Annotated in this window: 26 protein-coding genes; 5 read left to right on the top strand and 21 right to left on the bottom strand. The window is 70.9% G+C overall.

All coding sequences use genetic code 11. The features are described from left to right. The first annotated feature begins 19 nt into the window (after window positions 1-19). Window positions 20-1051 carry a phosphatase PAP2 family protein gene (locus tag ACFU6I_RS02935; RefSeq protein WP_384360677.1) on the top strand — a complete coding sequence of 344 codons (1032 nt, stop codon included), beginning with the start codon at window positions 20-22 and terminating at the stop codon, window positions 1049-1051. A gap of 94 nt (window positions 1052-1145) precedes the next feature. On the opposite strand, the gene ACFU6I_RS02930 is transcribed toward ACFU6I_RS02935, so the two are convergent. The 4 genes from ACFU6I_RS02930 to ACFU6I_RS02915 all read right to left on the bottom strand — a co-directional run bounded on the left by ACFU6I_RS02930 (window position 1146) and on the right by ACFU6I_RS02915 (window position 4975). Further along, window positions 1146-1361 carry an I78 family peptidase inhibitor gene (locus tag ACFU6I_RS02930; protein ID WP_345513621.1) on the bottom strand — a complete coding sequence of 72 codons (216 nt, stop codon included), beginning with the start codon at window positions 1359-1361 and terminating at the stop codon, window positions 1146-1148. Between the two features lie 438 nt (window positions 1362-1799). Next, window positions 1800-2759, bottom strand: coding sequence for a helix-turn-helix transcriptional regulator (locus tag ACFU6I_RS02925; protein WP_384360675.1), 960 nt, complete (start codon window positions 2757-2759; stop codon window positions 1800-1802). Between the two features lie 48 nt (window positions 2760-2807). Next, window positions 2808-3695, bottom strand: a complete 888-nt coding sequence (locus tag ACFU6I_RS02920; protein ID WP_384360673.1) for a transferase — start codon at window positions 3693-3695, stop codon at window positions 2808-2810. Beyond that, window positions 3692-4975, bottom strand: a complete 1284-nt coding sequence (locus ACFU6I_RS02915) for a glycosyltransferase (RefSeq protein ID WP_384360671.1) — start codon at window positions 4973-4975, stop codon at window positions 3692-3694. Before ACFU6I_RS02915 ends, ACFU6I_RS02920 begins: the two co-directional genes overlap by 4 nt. 355 nt (window positions 4976-5330) lie before the next feature. On the opposite strand from ACFU6I_RS02915, the gene ACFU6I_RS02910 reads away from it, so the two are divergent. Then, window positions 5331-6113, top strand: a complete 783-nt coding sequence (locus ACFU6I_RS02910) for a hypothetical protein (RefSeq protein WP_384360669.1) — start codon at window positions 5331-5333, stop codon at window positions 6111-6113. 137 nt (window positions 6114-6250) lie between these two features. After that, window positions 6251-6577, top strand: a complete 327-nt coding sequence (locus ACFU6I_RS02905; protein ID WP_384360667.1) for a hypothetical protein — start codon at window positions 6251-6253, stop codon at window positions 6575-6577. 106 nt (window positions 6578-6683) lie between these two features. Here ACFU6I_RS02905 and der read toward each other — a convergent pair whose 3' ends face one another. From der to ACFU6I_RS02870, 7 genes are all read right to left on the bottom strand, one after another. Next, window positions 6684-8153 (bottom strand): ribosome biogenesis GTPase Der, encoded by a 1470-nt coding sequence (der, locus tag ACFU6I_RS02900; RefSeq protein ID WP_384360665.1) that lies wholly within the window; start codon window positions 8151-8153, stop codon window positions 6684-6686. A gap of 67 nt (window positions 8154-8220) precedes the next feature. After that, complete coding sequence (locus ACFU6I_RS02895) at window positions 8221-8877, bottom strand: lysophospholipid acyltransferase family protein (RefSeq protein WP_384360663.1); 657 nt, start codon at window positions 8875-8877, stop codon at window positions 8221-8223. Next, window positions 8874-9590 carry a (d)CMP kinase gene (gene cmk / locus ACFU6I_RS02890; protein ID WP_384360661.1) on the bottom strand — a complete coding sequence of 239 codons (717 nt, stop codon included), beginning with the start codon at window positions 9588-9590 and terminating at the stop codon, window positions 8874-8876. The genes ACFU6I_RS02895 and cmk overlap by 4 nt, the downstream gene beginning before the upstream one ends. A gap of 160 nt (window positions 9591-9750) precedes the next feature. Further along, on the bottom strand, window positions 9751-10836 hold the full coding sequence (locus ACFU6I_RS02885; protein WP_384360659.1) for a prephenate dehydrogenase: 1086 nt from the start codon (window positions 10834-10836) through the stop codon (window positions 9751-9753). Further along, window positions 10833-11195 (bottom strand): chorismate mutase, encoded by a 363-nt coding sequence (gene aroH, locus ACFU6I_RS02880; protein WP_384360657.1) that lies wholly within the window; start codon window positions 11193-11195, stop codon window positions 10833-10835. The genes ACFU6I_RS02885 and aroH overlap by 4 nt, the downstream gene beginning before the upstream one ends. Window positions 11196-11352: 157 nt before the next feature. After that, entirely contained in the window at window positions 11353-11619 is a 267-nt protein-coding gene (locus ACFU6I_RS02875) for a hypothetical protein (RefSeq protein WP_384360655.1), read from the bottom strand. 5 nt (window positions 11620-11624) lie between these two features. Then, window positions 11625-11849, bottom strand: coding sequence for a hypothetical protein (locus tag ACFU6I_RS02870; protein ID WP_384360653.1), 225 nt, complete (start codon window positions 11847-11849; stop codon window positions 11625-11627). A gap of 111 nt (window positions 11850-11960) precedes the next feature. Here ACFU6I_RS02870 and ACFU6I_RS02865 point away from each other — a divergent pair, with 111 nt between their 5' ends. Continuing rightward, on the top strand, window positions 11961-12425 hold the full coding sequence (locus ACFU6I_RS02865; protein WP_384360651.1) for a Rieske (2Fe-2S) protein: 465 nt from the start codon (window positions 11961-11963) through the stop codon (window positions 12423-12425). A gap of 578 nt (window positions 12426-13003) precedes the next feature. Beyond that, window positions 13004-13708: a DNA polymerase beta superfamily protein gene (locus ACFU6I_RS02860; protein ID WP_384360649.1), complete on the top strand. Its 705-nt coding sequence runs from the start codon at window positions 13004-13006 to the stop codon at window positions 13706-13708. A 244-nt stretch (window positions 13709-13952) separates the two neighbouring features. Here ACFU6I_RS02860 and ACFU6I_RS02855 read toward each other — a convergent pair whose 3' ends face one another. From ACFU6I_RS02855 to ACFU6I_RS02810, 10 genes are all read right to left on the bottom strand, one after another. Next, window positions 13953-14771, bottom strand: a complete 819-nt coding sequence (locus ACFU6I_RS02855) for a DNA polymerase beta superfamily protein (protein WP_384360647.1) — start codon at window positions 14769-14771, stop codon at window positions 13953-13955. Window positions 14772-14774: 3 nt separating this feature from the next. Continuing rightward, window positions 14775-15797: an ADP-ribosylglycohydrolase family protein gene (locus ACFU6I_RS02850; protein ID WP_384360645.1), complete on the bottom strand. Its 1023-nt coding sequence runs from the start codon at window positions 15795-15797 to the stop codon at window positions 14775-14777. Next, window positions 15794-16525 (bottom strand): NUDIX domain-containing protein, encoded by a 732-nt coding sequence (locus tag ACFU6I_RS02845; protein ID WP_384360643.1) that lies wholly within the window; start codon window positions 16523-16525, stop codon window positions 15794-15796. Before ACFU6I_RS02845 ends, ACFU6I_RS02850 begins: the two co-directional genes overlap by 4 nt. Then, on the bottom strand, window positions 16522-17601 hold the full coding sequence (locus ACFU6I_RS02840) for an AAA family ATPase (RefSeq protein ID WP_384360641.1): 1080 nt from the start codon (window positions 17599-17601) through the stop codon (window positions 16522-16524). The genes ACFU6I_RS02845 and ACFU6I_RS02840 overlap by 4 nt, the downstream gene beginning before the upstream one ends. Next, the gene (gene pnuC / locus ACFU6I_RS02835) at window positions 17598-18251 is read right to left on the bottom strand and encodes a nicotinamide riboside transporter PnuC (protein WP_384360639.1); all 654 of its coding nucleotides are present in this window, start codon (window positions 18249-18251) and stop codon (window positions 17598-17600) included. Before pnuC ends, ACFU6I_RS02840 begins: the two co-directional genes overlap by 4 nt. Window positions 18252-18445: 194 nt before the next feature. Next, window positions 18446-19564 (bottom strand): pseudouridine synthase, encoded by a 1119-nt coding sequence (locus tag ACFU6I_RS02830; RefSeq protein WP_384360637.1) that lies wholly within the window; start codon window positions 19562-19564, stop codon window positions 18446-18448. Further along, window positions 19564-20220, bottom strand: coding sequence for an SMC-Scp complex subunit ScpB (scpB, locus tag ACFU6I_RS02825; protein ID WP_384360635.1), 657 nt, complete (start codon window positions 20218-20220; stop codon window positions 19564-19566). Before scpB ends, ACFU6I_RS02830 begins: the two co-directional genes overlap by 1 nt. Beyond that, window positions 20217-21404, bottom strand: a complete 1188-nt coding sequence (locus ACFU6I_RS02820; RefSeq protein WP_384360633.1) for a segregation and condensation protein A — start codon at window positions 21402-21404, stop codon at window positions 20217-20219. The genes scpB and ACFU6I_RS02820 overlap by 4 nt, the downstream gene beginning before the upstream one ends. 144 nt (window positions 21405-21548) lie before the next feature. Further along, window positions 21549-22151 carry a hypothetical protein gene (locus ACFU6I_RS02815; RefSeq protein WP_384360898.1) on the bottom strand — a complete coding sequence of 201 codons (603 nt, stop codon included), beginning with the start codon at window positions 22149-22151 and terminating at the stop codon, window positions 21549-21551. After that, window positions 22148-23266, bottom strand: a complete 1119-nt coding sequence (locus ACFU6I_RS02810; RefSeq protein WP_030917911.1) for a ParA family protein — start codon at window positions 23264-23266, stop codon at window positions 22148-22150. Before ACFU6I_RS02810 ends, ACFU6I_RS02815 begins: the two co-directional genes overlap by 4 nt. Window positions 23267-23541 lie beyond the last annotated feature (275 nt).

Here is a 23541-nt window from a genome sequence, read left to right as displayed (position 1 = left end):
TCGCTGTAACGTCGATTGGGTGCGTACCGACATCTTTGCCCGGCTGGACCGGGAGCCGGAACCGCCGAAGATAGAGCCGCCGCGGATGAGCCGTCACCGCATCGCTCTCTTCGGCGGGACGTTGGCGTTCTATCTCGCCATCGTCGTTGCCGTGCTGATCGGCTCCTGGCTGGTGACCCTGGACTGGAAGGTCATGCTCTTCCGGCCCTACCAGCAGTGGCCCGGAATCCATGCCTTCCTCGACTACTACGTCGTGCTCGGCCAGCGAGGCCCGACGGCCGTGATGGTCGCCTGCTGGCTCGGCTGGCGCTCCTGGCGGCAGCACACTCTGCGGCCCCTGCTGACCCTGGGCGCCTCGCTGCTGCTGCTCAACCTGACCGTGGGCGCCGTCAAGCTCGGCCTGGGCCGGCTCGGCCCGCACTACGCAACCCAGATCGGCTCCGCGGAGCTCTTCGCCGGCGGCGATATATTTCCGTCCGGACACACCGCCAACGCCGTGGTGACCTGGGGAATCCTCGCCTACCTGGCCACTACGCCGCGGGCCAGGCGCTACCTGTCGGCCGTATCGGCGGTGGTCTCGCTCGGGGTCGGGCTCACGACCGTCTATCTCGGTACGCACTGGCTGAGCGATGTGCTGCTCGGCTGGGCCGCAGGGCTGCTGATCCTGCTGGGCCTGCCGTGGGTCGAGCCGTTGATCACCCGTACCGAGGACTGGATCTTCGCGGTGCGCGAGCAGTTGCGTGCGCGCCGCCGGACCGCTCTCCCGGTGCCCGTCGCGGCCGGTGCGCCCCAGGCCGTGCTGCTGCCGCAACCGGACAGTGGTGACGGCGCGGGCGGAAGCCCGGTGCTCGAACCGGTCGCCACAGGCGGTCGCCCGGCCGCCTCGGCACCTGCCGCTCCGGCGGCGGGGACCCGGCAGCGGGCCCACACGTCGCACGTGGTGCGCTCGGAGCGGACGCCGGTCACCCCGGCCGGCAGTCGGCGCCCGCCGCACGCGGACCGATCGCCCCGAGGCGGCACGAGCCCGGCCCGCCCGGTGGCCGGCGGCTGACGGACCGCAGCCCCGTGCGGGGACGGTACGCACAGCCTCCCCCCGCACAGTCAAGGCCCCGACCTCGGTCGGGGCCTTGCTCATGACAGAGGTCTCAGCCGACCCAGCAGCGGGTCACCACGGCGTTGTCGACCTCGAAGTTGATCCGCCCGGCCAAGTACTCCATGGTGATGATCGCCCCCGGCGGCAGAGCCCTGACAGTGCGCCAGCCGCGGGCACGGGCCCTCCGCTCGGCGGCTTCTGCGGCGAGGCCGACATACGCGCCGGGCGTGTCATCGGGCTGGGCGGGAGGGGTCGGGATAGGTGCCATGCCACTCACCGTAGGCGCCCCCGTACGGGTACGGAAGCCGGGCGCAGGCACCCGGCACCGCATCCTCACGTACGCCACCGGTCACGCTTGTGTCACAGGATCACGACAGCCGTTCCCCTCGGACTCCTTCACTCGAACGTGCGGTTCTCAGTCCGACACACAGTAATCACGCGCACTTATAAACGATCACTGAACGGCTCGGAAAGCCCGAGGAAATATGACATACCCGATGGTCGGAATTTCCTTCCTGTAAGGCATTTCAAAACAGGCTCGCCACCGAGAATTCACGCTTCCTTATGGCAGCCTTATCTTCTGGTCGGAATATCCGCACCATCGGACCGGGACCGCCGCCCGCATCCGCCCGTATACCGGACACAAGCCCGCCCCGACCGGCCGGACACACCGGGCGAGCGGTCGGTCGAAAGTCCGCGGCTGCCTTCAGCCGAGTGCCCGGGAGAGCCGGTCCCGGGCCGCCCTGATGGCTTCGGTGAGCTCCTGCGGTTCGACGACCTCGAAGTCGAAGCCCATGAGCATCACGTGGATCACCAGGACGTCGAGGCTCGCCGCACCGGCGCGCAGCAGGCAGCTGTCCGCGTCGATGGCCTCCAGCACTCCGGAGGACGGCGAGATGCGCTCCGCGGCCAGTTCGACCGGTGCCTTCAGCCGGATCACCGCATGCGTCGCGTACGCACTGATGGAGACGCCCTCCGAGACATAGGCGGCCAGGTCCTCGGCGGGCGGGCGGCGCGGAGCGAAGCGGGGACCGTGCGGTGGCGTGGGGGTGATCCGGTCCGCCCGGAAGGTGCGCCAGTCCGCGCGCTCCAGGTCCCAGGCGACCAGGTACCAGCGGCGCTCGGTGCACACCAGCCGGTGCGGTTCGACGGTCCGGCGCGACACGGAGCCGCCGTGGGACCGGTAGGCGAAGCGCAGCCGCTCGCTGTCCCGACAGGCCCCGGCCAGCTCGGTGAGGACGCCCGGGTCGACGGCGGAGGCGCCGGGTCCGCGCATCATGGGCACAGTGAAGGAGCTCAGGGCGCCGACCCGGCGGCGGAGCCGGTTCGGCAGGACCTGCTCGAGTTTGGCGAGTGCGCGTACGGAGGTCTCCCCGATGCCCTCGACGCCCTGACCGGCCGCGGTGCGCAACCCGACCGCCACCGCGACCGCTTCCTCGTCGTCGAGGAGCAACGGCGGCAGCTCGGCCCCCGCGCCGAGCTGATAGCCGCCGCCGGTACCGGGGCTGGCGTTGACCGGATAGCCGAGCTCGCGCAGTTTGTCGACGTCCCGCCGGACGGTCCGGGGGGTCACCCCGAGCCGTTCGGCGAGATCGGCTCCGGACCAGTCCCGGTGGGCCTGCAGGAGTGAGAGCAGGCGCAGCAGTCGTGCCGAGGTCTCCAACATGGGGCGAGTCTGCCACTGGTCGAGGACAGCTGCTGTCCTAGACCCGCGTCAGTCGTGCCGTCGGACCGGATCCAGCCGTAGACAGAGGTCGTTGTCGGCCGAGTAGCAGGGGGCGGCGAGTACGTCCCCCGTAATGGCTCGAGGCGGGTAGACGAAGATCTTCTTGCGGTCCCAGATGTCGTCGAGGATGCGCGAGATCCTGATCCCGCCGATACCGCCCCCGCTCGGCCCGCCGGGGAGCATCCACAGTTCCCACAGCTGCGGCGCGGTCACCGGTCCGGCGGTCGGCAGGTCGTACGGGAGGCTGAAGGTGAAACTCCCGTCCCTGCCGGTCACGGGCGCCCGGCAGCTCAGCTCGGGACGGCCGGCCGGCCGCGCCTCCACGCACGCGTCGTCGCCGAGCTCCGCCCCGTACAGCGTCCCTTCGACGGTCATCGCGGCCGGACCGAAGGTGATCGGCCCGGCCTCCGCGTGCGGCGTGCGAACCCAGCAGCGCACGGCGAGCCGGCCGTCGGCGGTCGGATACGGGATGCGGACCACGACCCCGCCGACTGTGCCGCCGGGGTCGGGCGTGCGGTCGACCAGGGCCCGCAGATCCCTGATGCCGGGTTCGACGGCCGTCTCGCCGTCCGTGCCCGGCTGCTGCACCCAGGCGTCCCAGCGGCCCTCGGCAAGCTCCGTCGTGCCCGGCAGCACGGCGCGCAGCCGCCCGTCGCCATCCGGGTCCAGGGGCAACCGCACGTCCTCGGCCGTCCGGTCGCTCCTCCCCTTCGCAGCGCGCAGGCGCAGGAGCAGGACGGCCCCCGGTGCCCCTCCCTCCCTGCGGTCCGGGAGGAGGTCGAAGGTGATCCGGCCGTCGGCGTCGGCGATGCAGTCGGCGACGCGGCCGGCAGCGGATTCGGCGGGCGGTGTCGGCCGCAGCGCGGGCACAGTCACGCGGCCCTCCCCTTGCGGAGCGCGTCGCCGGCCTTGTGGCGCAGCGCGTACATGCCGTCCAGCACCGCGCCGCGGGCCCTGTGCACGCCGGTGCGCAGGGCGCTGTGCGAGTGGTGACGCCCGCCGCGCCTGATGAGTTCGGTGTAGAGCCCTTCGTGGCGTTCGGCGATCAGCGCAGGGTCGAACCGTCGCGATGCGGCGCGGGCGGCCCGTCCCATCCGGTGCCGTGTTCCGTCGTCGTCGATCAGACCGAGCACGGCGTCCGCGACCGCGACCGCGTTCCCGACCGGCACCAGCCGTCCGTCGTTGCCGTCGTCGATGATCTCGCGGGGGCCGTGCGGGCAGTCGGTGGCGACGACCGGCAGGCCGCAGCGCATCGCCTCGACGATCGTCATCCCGAAGGACTCCCGGTCCGAGGTGACCGCGGCGATCGCCCCCTTGGGCCACTCGGCCTCCAGCGGGTTGACCGAGCCCATCAGGAACACATGGTTGTGCAGGCCCAGTCGACCGATGAGCGTGTGCAGTGCCTGCCGTTCGTCGCCGGTCGCGTCGCCGCCGCCGTAGATGCGAAGACGCCAGTCGGGGCGGACGGCAACGACGTCGGCGAACGCGCGGACCAGCACGTCGTACCGCTTCACCTTGTGCAGCCGCCCTGCGGCGATCACCCACTTGCTGTCGCAGTCGGCGGGTGCGACCACCGGCTCGGGCACCCCGTTGGGGATGGACTCGATACGTACGCCGGGCAGCCGCAGCCCGGTCCGGTAGGCGTGTGCGTCGGCCTCGGTGACGGTCGTGATCGCGTCGAGCAGCGTGTAACGGTGGCCGATCTCACGGCGCAGCCGGTAGCTGTGGCTGTCGAGGGTGAGGTGCTCCTGCCCGATCCGGACCGGACCGCGTCTGGCCTGCCGGGTGATCTGGACATTGAGCCCGGGGCGGGTGCCGACGACGACATCCGCCTCCAGGGAGCGCAGATGGTCCGCCACCCGTGCGTCGGTGAGCCGGCTGTACTGCCGGTACCGGCTGTCGCCGCGGGCGAAGACGGCGGCGGGTCTGGTGTGCTCGATCATGTCGCCGTCGTACGTGGGGCTCTTCTTCCGCAGGTCGACGAGGTGACTCATCCGTACGCCTGCGGGGGCGCCCAGCGCGGGGGCGTCGCGGTGACGGAAGACCGACACGATCTCGATGTCATGGTGCTCGGCCAGTTGCCCGGCGAGGTTGAACGTCGTGCGGATGGTGCCCCCGACGCCGTAGGCGTTGTGGAGCAGAAACGAAATGTGCATGACTCGCCGTGTCCCCCGGTTCGACCGATCTGCTGCGGGCTCCACCTGTCATGACGGTGAGACCCGATCGCCGGTTTACTCAAGGTATCGACGAGTTTCAGCCACTTCTATGTTCCTCGATTTCATGATTTATCGACCTGTTGCCGAGCCGGTCACTCGTCGGGCCAGGCAGATCAATGTGCCAGCAATCAGTGGGTATTGACCGAAAGTAAACCCTTCGGGGCTCCGATTCACCCACTGCGCCGGACGGTTCGATTCCGTTCCCTTTCGCGCGTGACCCCGGCCACGGATCGCCCGTTGTCTCTTCATGAGCCGGGAACCGCCCGGCGCACGTACCGAGTTCGAGGAGCCACCCGTGCCGCGCATGCTCGACGTCAGCGAGGACGTACGCGCCGAGATCGGCGATGCAGAAGCCGATCGGTTACTCGTCGGCGACAACGCCCCGGGCAGCTACGACTGCACCTCCTGCCGCACCCCTGGCGATTCCGAGCAGGAGCGCACCAGCACGGTGCTGTTCGTCGGCGACGAGACCGCCGTGCTCGCCTTCGCGCACGCGACCTGCATCCCCTCCCAGGTCGTCCAGGTCTCCGAGGAGCAGCTGCAGGGCGCCGTGCGCAGCATCACCGGCAGCGAGTCGGAGGGCCCGGAGGGGCTCATGCCCGGCCAGGCCGTCCTCGGCGTCACCAGCGGTCTCGTCCTGATCGACGACGAGCTCCACCCGGCGCTGGTCGTCGAACCGACAGGCGCGATCGCCCGCCCCGGTACGGACGGCAGCCGGGGCGACGAGTTCCTGCAGCTCCTGCTGGAGCAGGGCTTCCAGCCGGTCCGCGCGATGGACAGGCTGCCGGCCCTGCTGCACGGCTGGTCGATCCTGCTCGCCATGGGCCGGCTGCACGCCGTGCTGCAGCCGGGCACGGGCGGCGGCGCCCCCGTCGCCTGGTGGCAGGCGCACACCCCGCTGCAGGTCACCGAGGGCTGGCGGACCGCGGCCAACAAATCGCGGACCGTTCTCGTCTTCGCCGCCCCGGCCGGATCGATCGGCCAGCAGCCCCGTGAGGACCTGCTGCGCGACGCACTGGAGAAGGCCGCGGCCGGCGGTCTCCTGGTCGCGGCGGCGATGCCGCTGGCCGGGACCTGATCATGTCCGTACGCTCCTCGCACCCGCAGCGAACAGCTATTTCTTCGCCGGGCCCGCATCCGACGGCCGGTGGGGTCGTTGGCACGTACGTGCACTCATACGACCCCTCCCACCAGCGCCCGAGCCCGATCCCCGCGATGCGCCCGTCGCGGGAACCTTCGGGCGGCCAGTCCCACACCCCGATCTACGACGCGTTGTACTCCGAGTACCGACGGTCGTTCCGGGCGCTGCCAGGTGATCGGAGCGGCGAGGAAGATCTGGCCTTCATGGCCTTCGGTACGGGTCCTTTCGGCGCCCGCACCCCGCTGAGCCTCCAGTCCGGCCATCCGAACCACTCCGGCGGCGCCACAGGCCCCTCCGGTCAGGGTCCGCGCACCGGAAACCTCGGCTCCTGGCAGCGGGTCGGCCGTCACGCCGGGCGCACCGCCCCGGCGGCGCTGCCACCGGGCTCCGGGGGAGCCTGACCGTACGACGAAGCCCCCCACCGCTCACAACAGGAACGGTGTGGGGCTTCGTCATGTCCGGCACGGACGGACAGTCGGTCGGCCGGTCGGCGGGCCGACCCGGGCGTCACTTCTTGCGGCCGCGCTTCTCGCGGACCCGCACCGAGATGTGGATCGGGGTGCCGTCGAAGCCGAACTCCTCGCGCAGACGACGCTCGACGAAGCGGCGGTAACCGTGCTCCAGGAAGCCGGAGGCGAAGAGTACGAAGCGCGGCGGCTTGGTGCCGGCCTGGGTGCCGAAGAGGATGCGCGGCTGCTTTCCGCCACGGACCGGGTGCGGGTGGGCGGCGACGATCTCGCCGAGGAACGCGTTCAGCCGGCCGGTGGGAACACGCGTCTCCCAGCCTTCGAGCGCGGTCTCGATCGCCGGGACCAGCTTCTCCATGTGCCGGCCGGTGACAGCCGAGACATTGACCCGCGGTGCCCACGTGACCTGCGCGAGCTCCGTCTCGATCTCGCGCTCCAGGTAGTAGCGGCGCTCCTCGTCGAGCGTGTCCCACTTGTTGTACGCGATCACCATCGCACGCCCGGCCTCCACGGCCATGGTGACGATGCGCTGGTCCTGCACGCTGATGGACTCGCTGGCGTCGATCAGGACGACGGCGACCTCTGCCTTCTCGACGGCGGCCGCGGTGCGCAGCGAGGCGTAGTAGTCCGCGCCCTCCTGGAGGTGGACGCGGCGGCGGATGCCGGCCGTGTCGATGAACTTCCAGGTGATGCCGCCGAGCTCGATCAGCTCGTCGACCGGGTCACGGGTGGTGCCGGCCATTTCGTTGACGACGACCCGGTCCTCGTTCGCCACCTTGTTCAGCAGCGAGGACTTGCCGACGTTCGGACGGCCGATGAGGGCGATGCGGCGCGGTCCGCCGAGGGCGGTGCCGAAGCGCTGGGCCGGAGCCTCGGGCAGTGCTTCGAGGACGGCGTCGAGCAGATCGCCGGTGCCACGGCCGTGCAGCGACGAGACCGGGTGCGGCTCACCGAGACCGAGCGACCACAGTGCGGTGGCGTCGGCCTCGCCGCTCTGGCCGTCGACCTTGTTGGCGCACAGGACGACAGGCTTCCCGGCCCGGCGCAGCAGCTTGACGACGGCCTCGTCCGTGTCGGTCGCACCGACGGTCGAGTCGACGACGAAGACGACCGCGTCGGACGCCTCGATCGCGTACTCGGCCTGGGCGGCGACGGAGGCGTCGATGCCCAGCACGTCCTGCTCCCAGCCGCCGGTGTCGACCACCTTGAAGCGGCGGCCGGCCCATTCGGCCTCGTAGGTGACCCGGTCCCGGGTGACTCCGGGCTTGTCCTCGACGACCGCCTCGCGGCGGCCGATGATCCGGTTCACCAGGGTCGACTTGCCGACATTGGGGCGGCCGACGACCGCGAGGACGGGCAGCGGTCCGTGACCGGCCTCGTCGATCGCGCCCTCGACGTCCTCGAGGTCGAAACCTTCCTGCGCGGCGAGCTCCATGAACTCCGCGTACTCGGCGTCGCCAAGCGCTCCGTGCTCGTGGTCCGAGCCGCCGGAGTGAATCTGGTCGTTCATGAAGTCCGTTCCTCTTTGCATCATCATCGATGGACCACGATCACGCGGCCCACTACTCAAGTCTTACTTAGCGCCCGGTGAAACGCCTGGCCCTGTCCAGGTGCGAGGTCAGCCGCTCCTGGATCCGTACCGTCGCCTCGTCCAGCGCCTTCCGGGTGCGCCGGCCACTCCCGTCACCGGTTTCGAAGGCGTCGCCGAAGACGACATCGACCCGGCTGCGCAACGGCGGCAGTGCCGATATCAACCGCCCACGGCGCTCGGTGCTTCCCAGGACGGCCACGGGGACGATCGGCGCCCCGCTGCGTACCGCGAAGTACGCGAGTCCGGCCCGCAGCGAGGCGAAGTCTCCTTCACCCCTGGTGCCCTCGGGAAAGATCCCCAGCACCCCGCCGTTCTGCAGGACCCCCAGGGCGTGCGTGACGGCGGTGCGGTCGGCGCTCGTACGGTCCACCTTCAGCTGACCGATTCCGCGCAGGAACGGGTCGAGGGGGCCGACGAACGCCTCTTTCTTGATCAGGAAGTGCACGGGCCGGGGCGCGGTGCCCATCAGCATCGGCCCGTCGATGTTGTGGGAGTGGTTCACCGCGAGTATGACGGGTCCGGAGGCGGGTACCCGCCACGCACCGAGGACTCGGGGCTTCCACAGCCCGTACATCAGCCCGATGCCGATCCCGCGCCCGACCGCCGCTCCACGCAGCGTGGGCGTGCCCGTGGCAGGGGTCACTTCGCGGCCCGCTTCTCCTCGACGAGGGTGACGACGCACTCGATGACCTGCTGCAGGGTCAGCTCGGTCGTGTCCACCTCGACCGCGTCGTCCGCCTTGGCGAGCGGCGAGGTCTTCCGGCTGGAGTCCGCGTTGTCCCGCTTGATCAGCGCCTCCTTGGTGGTGGCGAGATCGGAGCCCTTGAGCTCTCCGCTGCGGCGGGCCGCGCGGGCCTCCGGGGAGGCGGTCAGGAAGATCTTGAGGTCGGCGTCGGGCAGCACGGTGGTGCCGATGTCACGGCCCTCGACGACGATGCCGACCTCGGCGCCGGCGGCGATGGACCGCTGCAGCTCGGTGATCCGGGCCCGCACCTCGGGGACCGCGCTGACGGCGCTGACCCTGGAGGTGACCTCCTGCGTACGGATCGGGCCCGCGGCGTCCTCGCCGTCGACCGTGATCGTCGGGGCGGCCGGGTCCGTGCCCGAGACGATGACCGGCTTGTCCGCGGCGGTCGCGACCTCCGCGGCATTGTGCACGTCGATGCCGTTGTTCAGCATCCACCAGGTGATTGCCCGGTACTGGGCGCCGGTGTCCAGGTAGCTCAGGCCGAGCTGGGCGGCGACGGCCTTCGACGTGCTCGACTTACCGGTGCCGGACGGGCCGTCTATGGCAACGATCACTGCGGCCGGGGCCGTCCGGGCTGCGGCGCTTGCGGTTTCCACGGTGGTGGACACCTTCCTGGTACTCGGGGGTGGGCGGGACGGGGACGCGCGAACCCGCCCCGCTCAAGGTTACCGAGTGTCTGGACGGGCCTTTGCACCCTGTGGACAACTGCCCCCGGACCTGGCCACACCGCTGACCCGGGGCGTCCGGCCGTGATGCGCGGGACGCCACCTACTGGCGAATCGACCAGCCCCGTTCGCCCAGCGCCGTGGCCAGTGCGGGAGCCGCACTCGGCTCGACCATCAGCTGCACCAGACCCGCCTGCTGCCCGGTGGCGTGCTCGATGCGGACGTCCTCGATGTTGATCCCGGCCCGGCCCGCGTCCGCGAAGATCCTGGCCAGTTCGCCCGGCCGGTCGCTGATCAGCACGGCCACGACCTCGTACGACGCGGGGGCCGCCCCGTGCTTCCCGGGGACCCTGACGCGGCCCGCGTTGCCGCGCCGCAGCACGTCCTCGATGGAGTCGGTGCCTTCGCGGCGCTTGTGCTCGTCGCCGGTCTGGAGGCTGCGCAGGGCCTGTACCGTCTCGTCGAGGTCGGCGGCGACCCCGGCGAGCACATCGGCGACCGGTCCGGGGTTGGCGGAGAGGATCTCCACCCACATCCGGGGGTCGGAGGCGGCGATCCGGGTGACGTCCCTGATGCCCTGGCCGCAGAGGCGTACGGCCGTCTCGTCGGCCTCCTCCAGGCGGGCGGCGACCATCGACGAGATCAGCTGCGGGGTGTGGGAGACGAGGGCGACGGCCCGGTCGTGGGCGTCGGCGTCCATGACGACCGGAACGGCGCGGCAGAGCGCGACGAGTTCCAGGGCGAGGTTGAGGACCTCGGTGTCGGTGTCGCGGGTCGGGGTGAGGACCCAGGGGCGCCCCTCGAAGAGGTCGGCGGTGGCGGCGAGGGGGCCCGAACGCTCCTTGCCGGCCATCGGGTGCGTACCGATGTACGGCGTGAGGTCGACGCCGAGGGCTTCCAGCTCGCGGCGGGGTCCGCCCTTGACGCTGGCGACGTCGAGGTAGCCGCGGGCGATGTCGTCCCGCATGGCGGTGGCGAGCACCGAGGCCACATGGGCAGGCGGTACGGCGACGACGGCCAGGTCGACGCGGCCTTCGGGCGCCTCGTCCGTACCGGCGCCGAGCGCGGCCGCGGTGCGGGCGGACGCCGGGTCGTGGTCGAGGAGGTGGACGTGGACGCCGCGCCCGGCGAGGGCGAGGGCTGCGGAGGTGCCGACCAGGCCGGTTCCGATGACGACGGCGGTTCTCACTGGGCGATGTCCTTGCGGAGGGAGGCGGTGGCGCCGAGGTAGACGTGCGCGATCTCGGACTTGGGGAGATACGTCTCGACATGGGCGAGGATGCGCACCACGCGCGGCATCGCCCCTTCGACGTCCAGCTCCTGGGCGCAGATCAGCGGCACGTCGACAATGCCGATGCCGCGTGCGGCGGCGGCCGGGAAGTCGCTGTGCAGATCGGGGGTGGCCGTGAACCAGATGCTGATCAGGTCGTCCGCGACGAGGCTGTTGCGCTCCAGGATGGCGGTGAGCAGGCCGCTGACCCGCTCGTCCATGTGTCCGGCCTCGTCCCGGTCCAGCTGGACAGCTCCACGGACCGCTCGTACCGCCACGTCTGGCTCCTCACTTCTTCGTGCTGTCGTTCTTCGTGCCGTTGTTCTTCGTGCCGCTGCATGGTTGTCGCACCTGCTCGGTGCCAACCTGCGCGTTTTCAGCCTAGAGGGGCGGGGCGGCAGACGACCGAGGTGCTCTGTCCGTGAGACACGGCGGTCATCGGGAGGCGGCGGTGGCGTGCCCGGCGAGCAGCGCCCGCCGGACCCGACCGGCCGCCCGCGCCGGGCAGGCATCGATCCGGCCGTGCACCCGGTCGGCAAGGACGCCGGTGAACAGTCCGGCGACGGCGCTGGTGCAGCGACCGGAAAGGCTTGCCGGGAAGTTCGCGGCGTCCGGTGCGATCCGGGCGCCACTCACCGACCGGTACGCACCGGTGCCGACCCAGGACTTGGCCCGGTCGAGGAGGCCGGACCCGGTGAGCATCCCGATCAGGCCTCGCGTGCGTTGTCATCGCCCGCGCCGCCCTTGTCAGCGCCCAGCGCGCCCAGCAGCGCTCCGAGGATGTTCCCGGCGCCCGCCGGCACCCCCGCTCCGGCTCCCGCCGCCCAGCAAGCCGTCCAGCAAGCCGCCGAGGTCGTTTCCTGCCATGGTTCCGCCCTTCGGAAGAGGGACGGAATATCGACAATGGCGGCCAGAACCGGTCCTTCTGCCACTCGGGCGAGTCTGCCGCCAGGTTGCTAGGCCCTCGGCGTCCGCGGGGTCACGATGCCCATGCCGGGAGCAGACGGCTCACCCGGTCGCGGCCACCACAGAGGGAGCAAGCCATGGACGCACGACGAAGGACGGTCCTCACGGCAGCCGCGGCGGGCGCCGCCGGGCTGGTGACCGCTTGCGGCTCGTCCGGAGACGAAAGCAGCACAGCATCCGCACCGAAGACCTCACCAAGCGTCACCCCGAGTGCCACGGCAAGCACCACGGCGCCGAAAGGTTCCAACGCGAGCGGCACGGTTCTCGCCAAGACCTCGGACATCCCCGTCGGCGGCGGCACGATCTTCCAGGAGCAGAAGGTGGTGGTGACCCAGCCCAAGGAGGGCGAGTTCAAGGGCTTCTCCGCCATCTGTGCCCATGCGGGTTGCACCGTCGACTCGGTCAGCAACGGCACCATCAACTGCCCCTGCCACGGCAGCAAGTACCGCATCACGGACGCGGCGGTCGTGGCCGGTCCCGCGCCTGGCCCGCTGCCCGTCGAACGGATCACCGTCACCGGTGACACCATCCGGCTCGTATGACACCGGCCGTCCCGGCGCGAGCCGAAGCCCCCGCCGGGACGGTCACGTCAGGGAAGTCCGCGGGCGTCCGCGAACGCGGCCTCCGCGACATCGGCGTACGCGCTGCCCCCGCAGCGCGGCCGGTTCGGCGGGCCACGGCTGAGCCCAGCGCGCGCCCTCGCCCGCCCGGGCGACGAGGTGGACGGCGGCGGGCTCCGCGGTGGCCGCGCCATGGGCGCGCGGCCCCGTCGCCACGGCGCCGATCGCCGCGTGGGGCACCGCCGCGCACCGCCGCCCGAGGTGCCCGCCGGGCGGCGGTCCGTCGACAGCCCCAGTCGGCGTTCATCGGCTTCCCCGGCGTCCAGTGGGTCCCGCGACGTTCGGCATGGGACGTCGTCCGGGAAGCGGACGGATTCGGCATTGGTCCGCATGCGGGCCGGATACGGCAGGCGATCGAAGTCTCCCTGCGGTACGAAGGTGGGGTCGTCGCGCTCACCGGAGGGGTGCGCGCCGGGCCTTTCGGATCACCGTCATGCGGCCGGTGCCGGCGCCACGGCTCCCCGCCCACGACGCATCGACCCTCACGTACGCTCACCCGCATGACATCCCCGGACGCCGAGGCCCTCGTACGCGACCACACGATCTACTCCTGTGTGATGGGCTCACGCGCGTTCGGGCTCGCCACGGACGACAGTGACACCGACCGGCGCGGTGTCTTCCTGGCGCCGACCCCCCTCTTCTGGCGGTTCGAGAAACCGCCGACACACGTCGAGGGCCCGGCGGAGGAGCAGTTCTCCTGGGAACTGGAGCGCTTCTGCGAGCTGGCGCTGATCGCCAACCCCAATGTCCTGGAGTGCCTGCACTCCCCCCTGGTGGAACAGGTCACCCCCGTCGGCCGCGAACTCCTCTCCCTGCGCGACGCGTTCCTGTCCCGCCTCGCCCACCGGACCTTCGTCCGCTACGCGCTGGGCCAGCGCAGGAAGCTGGAGGCGGATGTCCGTAGTCACGGTGCGCCACGCTGGAAGCACGCCATGCATCTGCTGCGGCTGCTGGCGAGTGGCCGGGACCTGCTGCGCACGGGAGAGCTGACGGTCGACGTGGGCGCTGCCCGGGAGGACCTGCTCGCGGTGAAGCGCGGCGAGGTTCCCTGGTCGGAGGTCGAACGCCGGATGACCCGCATGGCCGAGGAGAACGACGAGGCGGCAACGGGCTCCCCGCTCCCACCGGAGCCGGACCGGTCCCGGGTGCAGGACTTCCTGATCCGTACCCGCCGAACGTCGGCGCTGTCACCCGGCACCGACTGAACGGGCCCGCCCGCAACCACCACCGCTCCGCTGCCGCGTGACGGCCGGTCCGGGGCCGCGCAGGGGAGTCCCCGCAGGGGGATGAAGCAGAACCCCTGCGTCGCACCGGAACGTTCGTCGCCCGGGACGTCGCCCCCGGGGGGCACCCGGTCACCACGGGCCGTCCCCGGCGGAGTCACCCGCATGCGACAGCACCTCGCGGACGAGCCGCCCCCACGTCCGTAGAGGGGGTCCCCCATGGCCTTCAGACCGAGGGGGAGATCGAGGACAGAGCCCCGCCTCCGGTCGACCGCGCACGCACCACGAGCTCATGCAGCCCGTCGAACGCCGCACGCCCGGCCGTCTCCGGCAGCCCCGACTTCTCCTGCGCCTCGTCGAGCACCCGGTGCAATGCTTCCACGTCGCCGGACACCACCGCGCCGTCCACACCCTCGGCGCCCCCGTGCTCCGCCTCCGCCTTGGCCGCGATCAGCTCCGGCAGATACTGCGGCGCCGCCACCTCCCCCAGCAGGGCCGGCAGGTGCGCCCGTACCTCGCCGCTGCGCATCAGATGGATACCGGTCAGCAGCGCCCGGAACGTGTAGAGCAGCGGCTTCAGTTCACGGGTGCCCTCGTACAGCCGCCATTGCGTCTTCGCGAACCCCCGGTAGTGGTGGGCATGGTTGCGGGTCACCACCCGGGGCGCAAGCTCCATCAGTTCCGCATGCAGCCCACTCGTGTGCACCACCAGCGGCGAGAGCAGCTGCTCCAGCACATATCCGTTCGGCTTCAGCATCAGCCGGACGAACTTCCGCAGGTCGTGCGTGACGAGATCCATCTCGATCCCGTCCCGGTCCCACATCCGCGAACGTGTCTCCTCCGGCTCGCGCAGCCCGACGAGATCCTCCGTCGGCAGGAGGTGGACCCCCCGCAGGTCCACATCCGAGTCCCGGGACGGAAACCCGTACAGATGAGCCCCGGAGACCGTGGCGAACAGCAGCGGTCCGGGTTCCTCGGCCAGTACCGGGCCGAAGTCCGTGACCGGCAGCCCGGCCTCGTGCAGGTGCTTCGTCTTCGTACGCATGGATCAAGAGTCCCAGAGCGCTCCCAGCGACAGCAGGTCGCTGCGGTACTCGATCCGCTCCGACCACTCCTTGGGCCAGGCCGCGGCCCCCAGATGTGCCCCGGCCAGCGCCCCGGTCAGGCAGCCGATCGAGTCGGAGTCGCCACGCGTGCAGGCGGCCCGGCGCAGGGCTGTGACCGGTTCGTCGGGGAACAGCAGGAAACAGTGCAGGGCCGTGGCGAGGGCGTCCTCGGCGATCCAGCCGTCGCCGGTCGTCTCGCACGGGTCGTCCTCCGGTGACGGGTCGCGCAGGGCGTCCTGCACCCGGGCCAGTGCGGTCAGGCACTCGTCCCAGCCGCGCCGGATGTAGCTCTCGCCGGAGTCGTCACCCGCGTACCGCCACAGGTCGCCGAGCCAGCGCGAGAGGTAACGGTTGCTGTTCTCGTACGCGTACGAGCGCAGCTGCCCGATCAGCCCCGTCGGCTCCGCGCCCTGCGCCAGCAGGTACACCGCGCGCGCCATCAGGTCGGAGGCGGCGAGCGCCGTGGGATGTCCATGCGTGAGGGCGGCCTGCAACTGCGCCGCGCCGGAGCGCTGTTCCTCGCTCAGCCCGGGTACGAGTCCGACGGGCGCCACCCGCATGTTGGCACCGCAGCCCTTGGAGCCGGTCTGGCTGGCCTCCTGCCAGAGCCGGTCGCTGTCGAGCAGCCGGCAGGCGGTCATGCAGGTGCGGCCGGGGGCGCGGTTGTTGTCCGGTGAGTGGTACCACTCGACGAATTCTTCGCGCACCGGCCGGGTCAGCCGCAGCGCGGTGAGCAGTCCCCGGTCCATGGCGGTGCGGATGCCCCGCGCGAGGGCCAGCGTCATCTGGGTGTCGTCGGAGACGATCGCGGGACGCGGCAGCCGCATCTGACGCCACGGCCCGCACTTGGCGAGGATCGAGGGCACGTTGTTGAATTCGGTCGGGAAGCCCAGCGCGTCACCGAGCGCGAGCCCGGTCAGTGCGCCGGTGGCAGCTCCTTTGGTGATGGTCCTGGTCACGATCATGTGCTTCTTCCTTCCGGTCGCAGCAGTGGAGGGTGCAGGGCGGTGGCGGCACCCGCCCGGTACAGGGCGGCCGGTTTCCCCCGCCCGCCGGTGCGGCGCGGTGATCCCTCCACGGCCTGGACGAAGCCGGGCGTGGTGAGGACCTTGCGCCGGAAGTTGGGTCGGTCGAGCTCGACGCCCCAGACGGTCTCGTACACCTGCTGGAGCTCGCCCAGGGTGAACTCGGCCGGGCAGAAGGCGGTGGCAAGACACGTGTATTCGAGTTTGGCGCCGATCCTGTCGTGCGCGTCGGCGAGGATGCGGTCGTGGTCGAAGGCGAGCGCGCCGAGTGCTCCGGCGTCCCACCAGCGGGCGTTGGCCGCGTCCCCGCCACCGCGCGGCTCCGGCAGGTCGGGGACGAGCGCGGCGTACGCGACGGAGACGACCCGCATCCTGGGGTCGCGGTCCGGATCGCTGTAGGTGCGCAACTGTTCCAGGTGGAGGGCGGAGACGGTGGACTCGGTCAGCCCGGTCTCCTCCGCGAGCTCCCGGCGGGCGGCTGACTCGGCGGACTCACGGGGCAGGACGAAGCCGCCGGGCAGCGCCCAGTGCCCCTTGTACGGGTTCTCGCCGCGTTCGACGAGCAGGACGTGCAGCCGTCCGCCGCGGACCGTGAAGACCGCGAGGTCGACGGTGACGGCGAACGGCTCGAAGGCATGCGGGTCGTAGCCCTCCGGGGCGGTGCTCATCGTCGCTCCGGGAGGGGTGCGGCGAAGTTCCAGCCTGCGGCGAGCAGGGCGTCGACAGCGGTGAGCGCGGCCTCCAAGCGCTTCTCGTGCGTCCCGGTCAGCTCGACGAACGTCCTTCCGGTGCGGGTGAGTTCGGTCCGGAACCGGTCGGTCATCCAGGGCCGCAGCTCCTCGCCGTCACGCAGCCCGTCGTCCTCGAAGGCGACGCCGTCGTGGTCGGTGAGCAGCCACAGGTGGTGGCCGACCCGGTCGGCGGTCTCCTCGACGAGCGGGTTGCGGCCGCCGACGTACCGCTCGTGCCAGACAGTGGTGGCGAAGGAGTCGGTGTCGCAGATGAGCACCGGGGACCCGGTCCGGGCGGCGGCCTCCTCCCTGGCATTCTGCGCCTCGGCGATCAGCGGGAAGTCGTCGGTGGTGAAGGCGACGTCCTCCCACTGTGCCTGGGGCCACCGTGCGCGCAGCGCGGCCAGCTTCTGTTCGCTGAACTCCCGCCCGTACTCGGCGACGTACCGGGTCTGCGCCCAGACGCCGCCGCGTCGCCGGTAGTGGTCGGCGAGGGCGCGGGCCATCGTGGTGGTTCCGGTGGACTCGGCGCCGAGGACGACGATCCGGCGGGTGAGCGCGGCCCGTACGGGCGGCTCGAGGAAGTCCCAGCAGCCCACCGGGTCCTTCCGGACGGCGGTGCCGGAGACCGGAAAGACCGTGCGCCCGGGATCGACGCAGACGGATTCGGCACCGAAGCGGCGGGCCAGTTCGTCCCCGTACGACTCCGAGGTGAAGACGGCGTCGACCGGTTCCGGGACGGCCTCGGTGAAGACAGCCATGTGGGCGTCCCAGATCGCCGGGTCGTGGAGATCCATCCGGGTGTCGTCGACGGCGCCGACGACCCGTACGTCCGGATGCACCTCCCGCATCCAGGCGACGCGATCGGCGAGCGGGACGGACTCGACGGAGGCTGCGCAGACCAGGACGGTCAGCCGCTCGCAGCGGTCCTGGGCGGTGCGGACGAGGTGGTGATGGCCGGCGTGCGGCGGATAGAACTTGCCGAGCACGAGGCCGTGCGCGAACCGCTTCATCGGGCCACCTCCGCCAACTCCCGCTGCCGCACGGTGAGATCGAGTTTCCAGTTGCGCAGTCCGACCAGACACAGCGTCAGGAACCCGACGTACAGCAGGGAGGTCAGATAGAGCTCCTTGTACGCGTAGAGCGGGATGTACACCACGTCGGCGGCGATCCACAGCCACCACGACTCGACCAGCTTCCGGCACTGCCCGTACGTCGCCGCCAGCGACAGCGCGGTCGTCAGGGCGTCCCAGAACGGCACGGTCGAGTCGGTGGCCCGGTCGAGGAGGACGGTCAGGGCGAGGGTCCCCGCCGCCCCTGCCGCGCACAGCCAGGCCCATTCGGTGCGCGTGGTACTGCGCACCGGCAGGACTGACGAACCCGGTCCACCCCCGTGGGTCCAGGTCCACCAGCCGTACACGGCAAGGGTGATGAAGACGATCTGCAGGCCGGCGTCGGCGTACAGACCGGACTGGGTGAACAGCAGGATGAAGAAGAGGTTGTTGGCGATGCCGATCGGCCAGTTGGCGAGGTGCTGACGGGCCACGAGCCAGACGCACAGCGCTCCACTGCCGAAGCCGAGGACCTCGGTCCAGCTGACCGGGGTGTCCAGGACCGTCACCAGGGGTTGCTGCAGGGGATCGAGGATGTCCGCGAGACTCACACCCGCCTCCTTAATAGTCAACCTGACTATAAAGGCGGAACGACGGCAGCAAAAGGCCCGCGACCGATTCCTGTTCGAAAATCGAAGACAGGAACCGGCCGCGGGCCGGAGAGCGGACGGAGCCGCGGGCTAAGGGGACTCCAGTGCCGTGACCGGCAATGCTTGCGACGGGGCAAAGCTTGCCGGGAGGGGCACTAGAGACCGACCTCCCGCATCAGCATGCCCACCTCGGTGTTGGTGAGGCGGCGGAGCCAGCCGGACTTCTGGTCGCCCAGCGGGATCGGCCCGAAGGACGTCCGCACGAGCCGCTCGACCGGGAAGCCCGCCTCGGACAGCATCCGGCGGACGATGTGCTTGCGGCCCTCGTGGAGGGTCACCTCGACCAGGTAGTTCTTGCCGGTGTTCTCGACGACCCGGAAGTGGTCGGCGCGGGCGTACCCGTCCTCCAGCTGGATGCCGTCCTTGAGGCGCTTGCCCAGCTCGCGCGGGAGCGGTCCCTGGATGGCTGCCAGGTAGGTCTTCTTCACTCCGTACTTGGGGTGGGTGAGACGGTGGGCCAGCTCGCCGTGGTTGGTGAGCAGGATGATGCCCTCGGTCTCGGTGTCCAGCCGGCCGACGTGGAAGAGACGCGTCTCACGGTTGGTGACGTAGTCGCCGAGGCACTGGCGGCCGTCCGGGTCCTCCATCGAGGAGACGACACCGGCGGGCTTGTTCAGCGCGAAGAAGAGATACGACTGGGCGGCGACGGTCAGACCGTCGACCTTGATCTCGTCCTTGTGCACATCGACGCGCATGCCCTGCTCGACGACGATCTGCCCGTTGACCTCGACACGGGACTGCTCGATCAGCTCCTCGCACGCGCGGCGCGAGCCCATGCCGGCTCGGGCGAGGACCTTCTGCAGACGCTCACCCTCCTGCTCGGCGCCCGGGAACGTCTTGGGCGTCCTGATGTCGGGCTTGTTCGCGTACCTGTCCCGGTTGCGCTGCTCGATCTTGGCGTCGAGCTCGCGCGGACGGGACGGGGCGCCCTGCGGTCCACGCCGCGGGCCGCCGCTCCTGCCGCCGCCCTGCGCAGTCTTCGGCCCGCCCTTGGCTCCGCCGCGCGCCGCGGCTCCGCGGCCCTTGCGGGGGCCGTCGCCGCTCTTCTCACCGGCACCGGTCGTGCCGCCCACGTCGTAGCGGCGCTCCTCGGGCCGGGGCCGGCGGGGACGCTGGCCCTGCCGGTCGTCACGCCCGGCGCCGCCACCCCGGGGGTTCCGGTTGCCGCCGCTCTTGCCGCTGCCGCTTCCGCTGTTCCTGCCACTGCTTCGCATCAAAATTCCGTCTTGTCGTCTGCGTGAGTATCCGGGGTGTCCGGTGCGTCCGGATCGAACGACGGCACACCCTCTAGCGTCTCAGCCTCGATCGCGTCCGCCTCGGGGAGGAAGGGCGCGAGCTCCGGGAGCTCATCCAGGCCACGCAGGCCCATCCGCTCCAGAAAGTAGTTCGTCGTCCTGTACAGGATCGCACCTGTTTCGGGTTCCGCGCCCGCCTCCTCGACCAGGCCCCTCTGCAAGAGGGTCCGCATCACGCCGTCACAGTTCACACCGCGCACCGCGGAGACGCGTGAGCGGCTGACCGGCTGCCGGTACGCGACCACTGCCAGGGTCTCCAGAGCCGCCTGGGTGAGCCGGGCCTGCTGGCCGTCCAGCACGAAGCCCTCGACGGCCTCCGCGTACTCCGGGCGCGTGTAGAAGCGCCAGCCGCCCGCGACCAGCCGGAGATCGAAACCGCGGCGCTGCACGGTGTACTCGTCGGCCAGTTCCCGCAGCGCATCGGCGACGGCCCGCCGGGGCCGCTGCAACACCTTGGCCAGGTGTTCCTCGGTGGCGGGCTCGTCGACGACCATCAGAACCGCCTCCAGGGCGGGCTTGAGCTCGAGATCCGCGACGGTGACGCCGATGCCGTCCTGCTCGCTGCGCTCACTCATGCCTCTGCGTCCTCCTGTACGTCCTGGTCGAACTCGTCCGTCACCCTCGGTGCGGCATCCGCTCCCCCGGTCCAACGCACCATGAGCTCGCCGAGCGCCTCCTCCTGGTCGAGGGTGACGGCCTTCTCCCGGTACAGCTCCAGCAGCGCGAGGAACCGGGCGACGACGGTGAGGGTGTCCGCGGCGTCCTCGGTGAGCTGCCGGAAACTGGTCTCCCCCGCCTCCCGCAGCCGCTCCACCACGATCGCGGCCTGCTCCCGCACACTGACCAGCGGGGCGTGGATGTGATCGACATACACCTGCGGCTTGGGCTTGGGCTGCATCGCCTTCACGGCGAGCCTGGCGAACCCCTCGGCGCCGATGCTGATCACCACCTCGGGCAGCAGCTCGGCATGGTGCGGCTCCAGCCCGACGGTCCGCGGAAAGCGCCGTCCCTCGGACTCCAGCCGGGCGCTGAAGATCTCCGCGATGCGTTTGTACGCGCGGTACTGCAGGAGCCGCGCGAAGAGCAGGTCGCGCGCTTCGAGCAGCGCGAGATCCGCCTCGTCCTCGACCTCGGCGGCGGGCAGCAGACGGGCCGCCTTGAGATCGAGCAGGGTCGCGGCGACGACGAGGAACTCGGTGGTCTGGTCGAGATCCCAGTCCGGCCCCATGGCCCGGATGTGGGCCATGAACTCATCCGTGACCTTGGAGAGAGCGACTTCGGTCACATCGAGCCTGTGCTTGGAGATGAGCTGCAGAAGAAGATCGAACGGCCCCTCGAAGTTGGCGAGCCGAACGGTGAACCGTCCGTCGCCCGCGGGTTCAGCGGGGTCCGTGGGCCCAGCGGGATCCGGCAGCTCCGGCTCCGCGGGCTCTGCGGCTTCTTCGGGCGCCGCAGGCTCTGCGGGCGCCGCGGGTTCTGTCGCGGCAGTGGGGCCACCGGCATCCGCCGACGCGGTGCCGTGCCCGTCCGCCGCGGTCGCCCCGTCGCCGTACGCCGACCTCATGTCGCCAGATGCGACCGCCGAGGACTTCGTGGTCCCGCCGACGGGGAGAGGCGCGGCAGGCGGCACGACCGGGGCGGCGTCCGCCCCCGGCCCCCCGGTCGCCGACGGCTCCTCCGCAACCGGCGCAGGCCGGCCCCCCGGACCGCGCCCCAGGGGGCGCCGAGGCGTGCGGGCGGGCTCGTCGTTCGTCGGCATGGAGGTCCAGAGTGCGGCGGGATACGGGCGGTGGGCGGCAGCCCGTTCAGGGCGGGCCGGACCACCGGTCGGCGGTGACCGCTACGGTACGGTCCGCCCGCCGAGCAGCGCGGCTCTCCGGGCAGGCTACCGGCGCCCCGCCGGTCAGCGGCCGCGCAGCCGCCGTACGAGGATGCTCGCGTCGCCCCGCGCCTCCAGGTCCGCGAGGACCACCGCGACCGCCTCACGGACGATCCGACCGCGGTCGACGGCGAGCCCGTGCTCACCGCGCAGCACGAGCCGCGCGTGCTCGAGGTCCATCAGTTCCTCGGCGGAGACATAGACGGTGATCTTCTCGTCGTGGCGTTCCCTGCCGCTCGGCCGCCGGTTCGCCCCGCGCCCGCCTCCGCGCCTGCGCTGCTGCTGGACGGTCGGAACGGCCTCCTGCTGCGCGGCGGCGGAAGGGGAGGCCGAGGGGCGGCGGGCCGCCTGTGCGGCCACGGCCACCCGGTCGCTGTCTTCGCCGCGGCCGCGGGAATCCCCCGCGTCGGCCTCTGCCGACGCGTGCTCCTCCGAGGAGGGAACGCCGCCGGCCTCGGCCGCTCCCCCGGTCGCTCCGGAGCTGTCCGCCGCAGTCTCGTTCTCACCGGCCGGAGCCGGCACCCGCGCCTCGCCGTTCGCCTTGCGCCGCCGGTCCGCGGGGGACGAGGACTGCAGCCCCATCCCCCCGGTGGTACGGAACAGTTCGTCGGCTCCGGGCAGACTCACTCGGCGTGACACCGGGCGAGCACCTCCCTGGCGAGCTGGCGATAGGCGGCGGCACCGACCGAGTTGGAGGCGTACGTGGTGATGGGCTCACCGGCGACCGTGGTCTCCGGGAATCGCACCGTGCGCCCGATCACCGTGTGGTAGACGTGCTCGTCGAAGGCCTCGACGACCCGCGCGAGCACCTCGCGGCTGTGCACCGTACGGGAGTCGTACATGGTCGCAAGGATGCCGTCGAGCTCCAGCTCCGGGTTGAGCCGCTCCTGGACCTTCTCGATGGTCTCGGTGAGCAGCGCCACGCCGCGCAGCGCGAAGAACTCGCACTCGAGCGGCACTATCACCTTGTGAGCGGCCGTCAGGGCGTTCACGGTGAGCAGGCCCAGCGAGGGCTGACAGTCGATCACGATGTAGTCGTAGTCGGCCATCAGCGGCTTCAGGGCGCGCTGCAGCGTGGACTCCCGGGCCACCTCGCTGACCAGCTGCACTTCGGCAGCCGACAGGTCGATGTTGCTCGGCAGCAGATCCATGTTGGGCACGGCGGTCTTCAGGAGGACCTCGTCGGCCGACATGCCCCGCTCCATGAGCAGGTTGTAGACCGTGAGGTCGAGCTCCATCGGGTTGACGCCGAGACCGACGGACAGGGCGCCCTGCGGGTCGAAGTCGACGAGCAGGACACGGCGTCCGTACTCCGCGAGTGCGGCACCCAGGTTGATGGTCGACGTGGTCTTGCCGACGCCGCCCTTCTGGTTGCACATCGCGATGATCTTCGCGGGACCGTGGTCGGTCAGCGGACCCGGGATCGGGAAGTAGGGCAGGGGCCGACCGGTCGGGCCGATCCGCTCGCGGCGCTGACGGGCAGCATCGGGCGCGAGGGTGGCCGCGTACTCCGGATCGGGCTCGTACTCGGCGTCGGGGTCGTAGAAGTGCCCCTGGGGCACCTCGTCGAAGTCGGCGAAGTGGGCGGTCTCTCGGCCACTCTCGTTGCCGGCCATGGCGTTCACGTTTAGGCCGTCCATCATCTGGGGGGCTGTCGTCATGTGCTGGTGGGTGGCGAAGGTGCGGACAGCGACGGAGCCGACAGCCTCCAGCCCGATCGGGCTTTGGCCCCGTGCAGGCATCCCTGGTTGAACACCCCCGGGAGTAAATGTCGACTCATTCACAAGTCGTCTTACCTCCTTGGACGTGACCAGGAAACTTATCGATAGGTCAGCGTGACACCATGCCGACGATTGGCGACTCTATGGCGTGTCACCGGTTCGCAGCAACACAATCCGCCGGACCCGGCCCGATGTGTCGGCAATCGAACACCCCCCTGTCAAGGGTGTGCAGTCATTCCGGCGCAGATTTCACAACCGTACGAAACGGGTAAAGGGTTACGTTCGGCGCGAGTTGG

The organism is Streptomyces sp. NPDC057486, from assembly GCF_042802415.1.
GTDB lineage: Bacteria > Actinomycetota > Actinomycetes > Streptomycetales > Streptomycetaceae > Streptomyces > Streptomyces yanii.
This window is presented reverse-complemented; position numbering and strand designations above follow the sequence as displayed.